This is a genomic window from Pseudomonadota bacterium, assembly GCA_030860485.1.
In the GTDB taxonomy this organism is placed as follows: Bacteria; Pseudomonadota; Gammaproteobacteria; order JACCXJ01; family JACCXJ01; genus JACCXJ01.
In genome coordinates this window covers 1-7,969 of record JALZID010000244.1, presented here as the reverse complement: position 1 = coordinate 7,969, position 7,969 = coordinate 1, and the positions used below count along the sequence as shown (strand labels likewise).

The following is a 7,969-nucleotide window of genomic DNA, read 5'->3' as shown; positions in this document are numbered from 1 at the left end:
CCAAGCGACACCCCGGCCGCACCCCACCACGGGGCGCGGCGGTATAGGAAAGGGGTTACTTTTTCCCCCTGCTCTGGGGTGGGTGGGCTCGCCCCAAAACAGTCAAAGACGAAACGGTGGCTCTCGCGAAGCCCCGTCGTCCTCCTCGGCCGGTTCACTCGCCCTTTATACCTTCTGCCGGCTGGAGTGTCACCCCGCTAAACGCCTTACTCGGCGCCCCGTCGATCATGAGCTTGAGGTAGATGTGGTAGTTCGGAAGATTGAGTAGGTCCGTCGGCTCGAAGGTTGGATCAAATTCTTTGGCAATGAGGGACGCATCCTTCGGTCCCACGCGAAACGATACGAGCGTGCCCACGTTCCCGAGGATTGCGTCTCGAACCTCCGGCTCAAGCTGGTCGAGGAACTGGTTGGCAAGGATAAGTCCAACGTGATACTTCCTGAGCTCAGCCGTCATGTTGGCCATGCTCAACGTGGTGAAGTACTGGAACTCATCCATATAGAGAAAGAAGTTGTGCCGCTTGGTTTCTGCCACCTCCGCCCTGCTGAACGCAGCGAGGCTTAAGGTGGTGACCAAAAGTCCGCCGAGGAGAGCCGTGGAATCCTCGCCAATCTTCCCCTTGGCGAGGTTGATAACCAGGATCCTCCCCTCATCCATGATCCGTCGAAAGTTCAGGGTCTTCTCCGGCTCCGCAAGGATGCGGTACAGGATCGGGTTGGCCAAGAACGCCCCCACTTTATTCTGAATCGGCATAATGCCATCAGCGCGAAGCCGGTACGAGTACTTCGGATATTCCGTAAGCCAAAACGCCTTCACCTGTAGGTTGGTACATTCGGCGCCTACCCGTTTCCGGAAGACATCGTCGTGGAAGAGCCGCAAGATATCGGGCAAGGTGACGTGCTCCTGATCCAGAAGGACAAGGAGAGCATTGCGGAGAATATGCTCCATCCTCGGCCCCCAGGCATCGTCCCACATCTTCTTCATGACTTCGAGAAGTCCTGAGGCTGCAAGGGGTCTCTTGTCCTTCACCACGCGCTTCAGGGGATTGTACCCGTACGGCTGAGCGGGATCGGCAGCGTTGAAGTACACGAGGTCTTCTTTTCGACGGTCAGGGAGAGCCCCCACGATCTTCTCTGCAAGATCTCCATGCGGATCAAGGAGCGCCATGCCTTTCCCCTGCCCAATATCCTGCCGCATCAGCGCCTCAAGAAGTGTCGATTTCCCCGTCCCGGTCCGACCGATGACGTACATGTGGGAGAGGCGGTCAGACTCCTTGATGCCGAAAGGGACCCCTCGGTTGCGGAAGGTGGTCCGACCCAAGTAGGTGATGGGGGACGAGAAGATGCCCATCTTTCCATTGTGACTCCGTTCTGCTACAGTCCGAAGGGAGGAGAATATGCCGATGGAAGCCTTCATCCGGTCGCGCGGGGAGGGATATGTGCCTCCTTTTGGTTGTGCATCCCGCCCCCTTGTCCGCTTCGGCGGCCATAGGGATGCTAGGTGCCAAAATTGATCGACACAAGCATCATCGACGGCAGGTCGTTCAGAACCTAACGAATGAGTACCTCCTCGTTTCGCCAATATCTGCTTGGCGTGATATACCACGGGCAGGAAGTTCTTCTGGCACGCGATTCGCCGTAGCAAAACATCTGTGAAGATCTTTATCAGCAATACAGATTGCGAGATCGTATCCGACCACAGAATCTAACACAAGCGCGAATATAACGCATTTGGGTGGGGGCCATACAACGATTTATCAGACCTGCCATGTCTGCTTATGTTCCTCAGATTCTATTTTCGGTAAGGTAAGTGTTCGCATATGCCCGATCCCCGCACAGGTCGGAGTGCTACGGCACTCATTAAGAAAATCGCGCAGTTCCGTAATGATTCCTCTGGGGAACGTAACCTTTACCCGTTCATCCGTGATCTTCTTGTCACCCCGGCATTTGGAATCGGCCTGAAGTCAGACCAAGTTGTCGTGGACTCAGCTTTCGCCGGTAGTCGCCACATCCCTGACCTGACCGTATTCAGTACCAAGAGTGGCCGCGCTATTAAGACCCCGGACCACGCGTATGGTGTCTTTGAAGTGAAACGCGGTCGTGATGTGTCCGAGAACGCGTCTGGTATATACAAGGAGAAAAAGAAGTACATTAAAGCCGGGACGCGGTGGTTTTTCATCCTGGATCAACGGGAAGTCCACAAATGGGATGTCATGGCCAAGACGGAGCCTTCCGTTCACTTATGGGAAAATCTTACTGATCCAGAACGGTTCGCTACGTGCTTCGGGGACTTGCGGCCCGAACACGTGGCCTTGGAAGAACAACTAAAGGACTTTCGGGATGGCAAGACGCGGTACGCGTTTCAGTCTATCGATGAACTGGGCAAACATCACTTCACTGAAACCATTCGGGAGATAGCATTCATACTCAGCAGTGCGGTCACGCAATTGGTGGACACAAAGGTGGTACCGGACTTGACCGCTGCGAACGCACTAATAAGAGAAATGGAATCCCGATGGGGGCCGGCGCTTTATGACTGGAACACTTTGGGATTCCCAATCGAGCTCACCAACATCGTTGATGAAGAAATTGCGCGTTCGCTTCCCACCGTGTAGATATCGCGGAATACCCGGAAGCGCATGACCGCTTTGCGGCTGATGTTAAGCCGCACCTATACGCGTTAAGAATTGAGAAGCATCTGCTGGGCGGGTACGCCACGAGAATGGGCATCGAAGGAGACATTTCCCTGCTGAAGTCCCGACGCACCGGCAGCAAGCTGACGGATAGCGGCAAGGTGGTTGAGTCATTCATCTATGAAACGGCCTCCCTAATCGTCTCACGCATGCTCATGGTCAGGTTTTCTGAAGACCATGGGTTTCTGAAGCGCTACATCAGTAACGGCGGTGTGGAAGTGTTTGCCCGCTACGCAGCTTACTATTCGAAGCCTATGCAGGCGTTGCTAATGGAAACCTACCGGCAATCGGCTGAATTGTACCGGAACCTCTTCGATCAGAACATCCTGGACTGGGTTCTTGATAGTTCAGACGAAAACTTCAGCTCTGCGCTGCTGCACGCCATGTACTTGCTGTCACGCTGGGACTTCAGGGCCATACATGGTGACATCCTTTCTGGCGTCTATGATCACTACTTAGACCCTGGAAAGCGGCGCGCATTGGGCGAGGTGTTTACGCGTCCAGAGATTGCTCGCTACATGTTGGAACGCTGCGAATACAATTCAACCAAGACCGTGCTGGACCCGGCATGCGGAACAGGGACATTCTTGGTAGAAGCACTCAATCAGGACGTGGACCGGCTACGTACCGCTGGCATGCTCACGGAACAGACGGTAACACTGACGTTGCGACGGCTGCATGGATTGGACATCAGCCCGTTTTCCGTGTCGCTTGCCCAGATACAACTGCTTTGGCACAACATTGACCTGTTCACCGGTAAGTCACCGGCTGAAATCCGCACCCTGGCCGCACAGCTGATGCCAGCTATTCAGGTGCAAGGGGGTCACTCTTCACTGGACACGTTTGGCGTGCCCCTTATCAGGGGGCTTGATACCAGCGCGTCTCAAACGGCGTTGGACTTTCCCACGGTGGCAAGTGACCTGCGCCGTAAGCGCTTGGCCAGCGTGCCCAGACGCCTCAGACAGATAGTGCTCAAGCAGTATGACATCGTAATCGGGAACCCACCCTATGTGCGCCCCCACAGGTTGTCGGTTGATGAAGGGACCCTGTGGGCGTATGAGGAAGTGGCTCATGGGCAGGTAGACCTGTACATCCATTTCCTATACCGTGCGATACGCGGCTGGGTGCGGCCCGCGGGCCGCGTGTCCTTCATCGTGCCCATGGGCGTGCTGGACGCTGCTTATTCGGGGCCGCTACGCCGAGTACTAATGGAATTCAAGTTGGTCGAAATCGCAGACATGGAAGCGCTGCGAAAGAAGACCTTCCGGGGGATCAAACGCCCCACCATCATTTTCGTTCTGGAGAACAGGCCGGGGACAGAAGACGATGAAGTTGTTATGTCCACGCTGTCCATGGGCTGCTACGACGCGTACACCGATACAATCGACTTCAGCAAGGCAGAACGGTCCACGGTTAAACGCAACCAGATTTCCCAATCCGCATACATTCCCACTGGCCTGGGCGCAGCGCCATGGATGGCCGACGCTGCTGAAGAGGATACCGCAGCAATTCTGACCAAGGTGTCAGCCGCAGACGCCAGCTTGCTTGGGCGCATGGCGCAAGCTCCGCGGCTGGGTAGCATTGTAAAGGTTGTCTATAAGCGCAAGGGCCACCGGAAAGTGGGCACTGCACAGGCCAACGCTGTTGAGCAAATACCAGCCGGTTCCAATTCGCTCGAATGGGAATCATATGTGATGCTGGCGTACGGCATCAAGCTGGGCAGCGCGCGCGCCATCGTTGATTCCGGCTGGCCAGTTTACAAAGGCCAGAACGTGTTTCCAGAAGGCCCAAGGGGCAAACCAATGGGCTACTGGGACCAGGACCGCTCCTTTGTAGATTCGCTTCGGTTGTACGCGTATCGGCATCTGTTCGATTTCTCCAAGCTGTACGCGGTTAGGGAAATCTCACAGTTGCCAATCGCTTGCCCTGTACCCCCCAATACCGCGTTTCAGAATACCGTACTGATGGCCCAGCTTGCGGAAGACTTCCCGCTGAATCTTTACCTTATGTCCCGCATCATTCAGTGGTTCGCAATCAAGGCGCTCCGCGCCAGCATAATTGAAGACTTAACCACGCATTGGTTCAAGCGCAGCGTGTTGCTGCTGCCAATACCACCCAACCGCGGGGTTGACGACATCACTGCGTTGCGAGCCGCAGGTATCGGACTCATCAGCAAGGACAAGGATTTGGCCAACGCTCACCGGCATGTGGAACGGCTCATTGCTGACAACCAAAAAAAGGCGCTGTTTGACCTGTTTGCAGAGAACAGCCCGCTGGTAGCCGGTGCGGACCTGACGGGCGCAGCGTCCGGGGCCGTGGTTACTGTGGTTCATGAACAGGGTGATGAGGTGACCAGTGATGACCCCTCCTTCAGAATCAAGGTGCCCAATCCCGCGCTGCGCCGCTATCTTGCGTACATGCTGGAGCGATTGGTGGACGAAGGCAAGGATTTCACCTTCGATGTAGAGACGCTGGGCACCTTGCTTGTGCCTGCCAACATTGAAGCCGTGGTTACAGCCATTGACCTAATGCGCAGCATGGACCCGGCCCGCGTGTTCCAAGACGCGCTAATGGAACTGGACAGGGTGGTGGCTGACTTGTTCGGCTTGTCCCAAGAGGATTTGAACTACATCACGTCAGCAATGATAAACGATGGATTCCTGAAGCAATTACGGCCCAGCTTTGAACACCGGGGCCTGCGCATCCAACCATATGCGGACCATAGTCAAGGGGACCGGTATGCCTAAGAATGTGGTTGTGGCGAATACAAAGACTCCGTTAATGTGCAACTTGGGCTATTTATGATATTGTGGAAAAGAAGGCGACCGGTGCAAGCATCGGGCAGTCATTAGAGATCATTCACTCGGTTGATACGTTCGTCTTGGGAGCAAATGCATCCGGATTCTTTTCCAACCACCCTACCAGCGTCTCGAAGAAAGCATCAAGCGAGGTGCGGGGTTGTTGAGGAGGAGAACTTGCCACAGTGTCAGAAACGCCGGCACAAGTTCGAGGTACGGCCCGATCAGGGCCACCACATTGGACGATACCCCTATTTGCCAGCTCCAGAAACGGGGATCGCAATTGTATTTCAACGTTTTTTGGCCCTATGGCCCGGTTCGAGGTGACGGATCGGAGTATTTCACGCTTTTCTTCTGGAATTGCCGTTTTGTAATTGCAACATAAGGATTTTACGAGTTCGAGGAATTTGTCGAGACGATCGGGGACGGGCTGTTTTCCGTTCCTGATGTCTTGCAGTCGTTCCTCGATCGCTTTCTCCTCAAACAGGAGCGTTGCGCGCCGCTCCTCAAAGGCTTGCTTGTCGATCGTTCGGTCAAGGTAGGCATCGGTCAGTCGATCGAGCCGCCCACGAAGGTTCCCCAGCTCAAGCGTCACGGCTCGCATCTCTCGGTCGCGCTCTCCATCCCAGTTCTCTCGTAAGGCGTGGATCTTACCCCTTATTTCCTCCAGTTCCTCGGGAGTAAGGGAAAGTGGCGAGAGGACCTCCGTGATGCTTTGCTCTACCGCCTCTTCTCGTATGCCTGTCATTGGGCACTCGCGGGAATGGCAGCGATAGTAGACATGTCCTTTCTGCCGCTCTCCGATGAGCGCGTGTGTGCATTCGGCGCAAGTGAGGAGCCGGCGGAAGATGAAGTCGTGCTTTACAAACTTCAATCGGTGCTTTCCAGAGAGAACAAGATGGACGCGATCGAAGAGCGCCTTGCTTACCAGAGGCTCATGCGCGCCCCGGAACATCTCGCCGGTGCGCTTGATGCGGATGAGACCGAAGTAGAAGGGGTTGTTCAAGATTGTCGAGAGCTTGTTCTTCGCCATCTTCCCTCCCCGCTTCGTCTTGAATCCGAGACGCCGCATTTCCTCCGAGAGAGCGACAAGGCCCCAGTTGCCCCTTGCATAGAGGTCGAACGCTCTCCGGACAAGGGGAGCTGTGACCGGATCAAGTGCTTTCGCTTTGCCCTTTCCTTGGTCGAGATACCCCGCCGGCGCAGCAAGAGGGTAGATGCCTTGCTTGAGTCGCCCATAGAACCCCTTCTTCGTCTCCTGCCGCAGATTCCGGATGTAGTCCGCAGCGATCACAGCCTGGATGTCGGCGGCAAGTCGTCCTCCGCGCGAATGCAGATCAAGACTCTCGTGCGCGAAGTGGATCTCTACCCCTTCGTCAATCAACTGCCCGAGATCCGCCCAGTCCCGGAGATTCCTGGCGCTCCGGTCAATCTTGTGGATAACGACTCCAGTCGCTCTGCCTTGCCGGAGAAGGGAGAGCATGCGCGAAAATACTGGCCGGCCTCGCTTGGCCGCCGTTTCGCGCTCCTCAAAGCAGGAGACAATGCTCAATGCGTGCTTCTCCGCGTATCGCTCAATCGCTTCTTGCTGTTCCTGAAGGGAGACGCCTTGTTCTCCTTGCTTTGCGGTAGAGACGCGTATGTAGGCATAGACGGGCTTCATGGTGAGAGAAGGAAGAGAAGATCGGCACAGGCACTATAGAGCCGATCGATCCGATCGTATCTCAGCATCCTTTTCTGTCAAGGAAGAAAAACGCTTTCCCTCCCCTTCCTCTAGCCTCTCAAAAATCCGTAAGCACACGCTCAGGTAGACCATAAAAGCGGCATTCGCCTCCCGCAGCTCATCTTCCGAGAACTGCGGACAGAGCTTCCGGATAAAGGCAAAGTCCGGGTCCAAAAAGTGGTGCTTCTCTTCGTTCATGCCACCACCATAGAGCGTGGTGCCTACGGACTCTAGGAGGGCGTGCTTACGCACACTGGCACGTCTCCCCGTCGCGATCGATCAATCGATCTCTCCTGACCGGACTTCGTCTGCAAGGGGGTGGGGCGGGTGATTTGATCAAAGGTGCGCGCTCCCGGCAGTTTTGGGTCGGATGCGGTTCCTGCTCCAACGGGCGCAGGGTGATCTATGGCGACGTGGGCTCGCACCCCCACAACCTGTGGACTAATCCACGCCCTGGACCACAGAGCAAAGCCCTCGCCGCCAGTTCCCACTCGCCTTAGCTGCTCGGGCCCTCAAGACGGGGTACGAAGCCGCAAGTCGCTCTTCCGGGCGCCGATAGTATTAGGACTATGGCCGAGATCTTGACCCTGCCCCAACCGGCACAAACCCGCAAGTCCACAGAGCACGCGAGGGCGCCTCGACAGAGGCGAAAAGCCCCGCGGTTTTTGACCGAACCGCAGGTCGAGGGCCTGCGTCAGACGGTCAAGAAGACCAGCCGCAACCCGCACCGCGACTCGACAATGATCCTGGTCGCTTAC

General features: G+C 55.9%; 6 protein-coding genes. 3 read left to right on the top strand and 3 right to left on the bottom strand.

The window, feature by feature from the left end; genetic code table 11:
- Positions 1-154: 154 nt before the first annotated feature.
- Entirely contained in the window at positions 155-1,414 is a 1,260-nt protein-coding gene (locus M3461_15235) for a type IV secretion system DNA-binding domain-containing protein (protein ID MDQ3775601.1), read from the bottom strand.
- Positions 1,415-1,817: 403 nt separating this feature from the next.
- Here M3461_15235 and M3461_15230 point away from each other — a divergent pair, with 403 nt between their 5' ends.
- Together M3461_15230 and M3461_15225 are read left to right on the top strand one after the other, a co-directional pair.
- A complete protein-coding gene (locus M3461_15230) occupies positions 1,818-2,612 on the top strand; it encodes a hypothetical protein (GenBank protein MDQ3775600.1) in 795 nt (264 codons plus the stop codon).
- 107 nt (positions 2,613-2,719) lie between these two features.
- Positions 2,720-5,437: an N-6 DNA methylase gene (locus tag M3461_15225; GenBank protein MDQ3775599.1), complete on the top strand. Its 2,718-nt coding sequence runs from the start codon at positions 2,720-2,722 to the stop codon at positions 5,435-5,437.
- A gap of 112 nt (positions 5,438-5,549) precedes the next feature.
- On the opposite strand, the gene M3461_15220 is transcribed toward M3461_15225, so the two are convergent.
- Complete coding sequence (locus tag M3461_15220) at positions 5,550-7,151, bottom strand: recombinase family protein (protein MDQ3775598.1); 1,602 nt, start codon at positions 7,149-7,151, stop codon at positions 5,550-5,552.
- 33 nt (positions 7,152-7,184) lie between these two features.
- The gene (locus M3461_15215) at positions 7,185-7,409 is read right to left on the bottom strand and encodes a hypothetical protein (protein MDQ3775597.1); all 225 of its coding nucleotides are present in this window, start codon (positions 7,407-7,409) and stop codon (positions 7,185-7,187) included.
- Positions 7,410-7,780: 371 nt separating this feature from the next.
- Between M3461_15215 and M3461_15210 the strand changes: the two genes are divergently transcribed.
- A partial coding sequence (locus M3461_15210) for a hypothetical protein (GenBank protein ID MDQ3775596.1) occupies positions 7,781-7,969 on the top strand: 189 nt, incomplete at its 3' end.